We start from the raw sequence: 2,216 nt of genomic DNA on the forward strand, positions 1-2,216 counted from the left end.
CCCCCACCGAGACGGACCTGCCCCTGGGCGTGGCCGGCCAACTCCTCACCGGCGCCGGCCCCCACGACCCGGGCCCCGGCGCCGGGGACACCGAGCTGCCCGGCACCGCCCCGGGCCCCGCCGCCTCCGGCGCCGACGCCTCCCGGCTGCTGCACCACCGGCTGCGGGAACTCGCCGCCCGCCAACCCCTCGTCGCGCTCGTCGACGACGCCCAGCACATGGACGAGGCCTCCGCGCGCGCCCTGCTCTACCTGTGCGGCCGGCTCACCGCCTCCCGGATCCTCCTCGTCCTCGCCGGCCCGCACCCCGCCCGCCCCGCACCCCTCCCGCCGCCCCTGGCCGAACTGCTCAGGCACCCCCACTGCACACCCGTGACCCTCGACGTCTTCGACGAGGCCGCAGTCGCCGCCTACCTCGCCACCCACCTGCCCGGCCCGCCCGCCGCGCCGCTCCCGGCCGACCAGTGGCACCGCTTCAGCGGCGGCAACCCGCGCCTGCTGGCCGCCCTCGCGGAGGACCACCGGGCCTGCGGGCCCGTGCGCTCCGCACGCCCGGTGGCCGGAACCGCCTTCAGAGCGGCCGTCGTCGCCTGCCTGCGCAGCGCCGGACCCCTCACACAGGCCACCGCCCGCGCCCTGGCCGTCCTCGCCGACACCGCCACCCTCACCGCACTGGCCCGGCTGCTCGGCGTACCCGAACGCGCCGTCGGCCCCCACCTGGCCGAACTCGACGCGACGGGCCTGCTCGCGGCCGGGCGGCTGCGCCACGCAGGCGTCCGCGCGGCGGTACTGGAGGACCTGAACGCCCAGGACGCCGCCGGCCTGCACCTGCGCGCGGCCGCCCTGCTGCACGAGGACGGCGCCGGGCCCGGCGAGGTGGCCCGCCACCTTCTCGCCGCGGACGCCGCAGGCACCCCGGCACCCGGACCCGCCTGGGCCGCCCCCCTGCTGACCCGCGCCGCACAGCACGCCATGACGGCCGGCGGCCCCCGACAGGCCGCCGCCTATCTGCGCAGCGCCGCCCGCCGCAGCGGCGGCGGCAGCCGGCGGGACGCCCACCTGCTGGAAATGCTCGCCCGCGCCGAGTGGGAGAGCGACCCGGCGGCCGTGACGCGCCACCTCGACCCGCTCGAACAGGCCCTGACCGCAGGGCTGCTGGAGGGCCCGCACCTCCTGGGCGCCGCCGGTCTGCTGCTGTGGCACGGACAGACCGACACACTGGCCCGGGCACTGGCCCGGCCGGCCGCCGGCCACGCCGCGCGGGAGGCGGCCGCCGCACTGGCCTTCGTCCGCCCCGGGACGGCCCCCGCCCTGACCCGGCAGGACGATCCGCACCCTGCGGCCGAACGGGCCCTCGAGTCGATCGCCTACGACCACGCACCGCCGACCCCCGTCGCCGCCGTCCTCTCCGCCCTGCTGCACACCGCGGAAACCGGGCAGCCGGCCCGGTGGCGCACACTGCTCCCGGGAAGCGGCAGCAGCCGCAGAACCCCCGCCCGCCAGGCCGTCGCACAAGCGGCGGCCGCGGTGGTGTGCGCCCGCACCGGCGCCTACGACAGCGCCGCCGGCCACGCGGCGACGGCGCTGGCCCTGCTGCCGCCGCCCGCCTGGGGAACGGCCATCGGAATACCGCTGTCGGCGGCCGTGCTCGCCGCCACCCGGCGCGGCGACCTCGACGAGGCGGCACGGCACCTGGCCGTCCCCGTACCGGAGGCGATGTTCACCACCCGCGCCGGACTCCACTACCTCCTCGCCCGCGGCCACCACCAACTGGCCGCCGGCCGCCCGCAGGCCGCGCTCGGCGACTTCCACGCCTGCCGGGACACCCTGGAACGCTGGCAGCTGCACCCCGCCACCACCACCCTGGACTGGCGCACACCCGCCGCCGAGGCACTGGCCGCCGGCGCCGGCCACCACCCGCGGGACGGCCACCCGGCCCGCACGCTCACCGACGCCGAACGCCGGGTCGCCGTCCTCGCCGCCCGCGGCTCCACCAACCGGGCCATCGCGGCCCGCCTGTACGTCACCCCCAGCACCGTCGAACAGCATCTGACCCGCATCTACCGCAAGTTGCGCGTCACCTCCCGCGCCGACCTCGCCCACGTCGTGCCGGCGGACCCGCCCTAGGGTCTTTCGTTTGGATCAGGCCGGATCAGCGAGCGGGGTCTGGTGCGTGCGATCGCAAGGCGGAGGAGGGAGGCTGGGGGTGCCCCCGTG

Annotated in this window: 1 protein-coding gene; it reads left to right on the plus strand. The window is 78.5% G+C overall.

Annotated features, from left to right (window positions below; all coding sequences use genetic code 11):
* Positions 1–2,126 (plus strand): LuxR C-terminal-related transcriptional regulator (locus ACWGH4_RS34420; protein ID WP_453467757.1); only part of this gene is annotated, 2,126 nt, incomplete at its 5' end.
* Positions 2,127–2,216: the final 90 nt, after the last annotated feature.

This window comes from Streptomyces sp. NPDC054847, assembly GCF_053610925.1.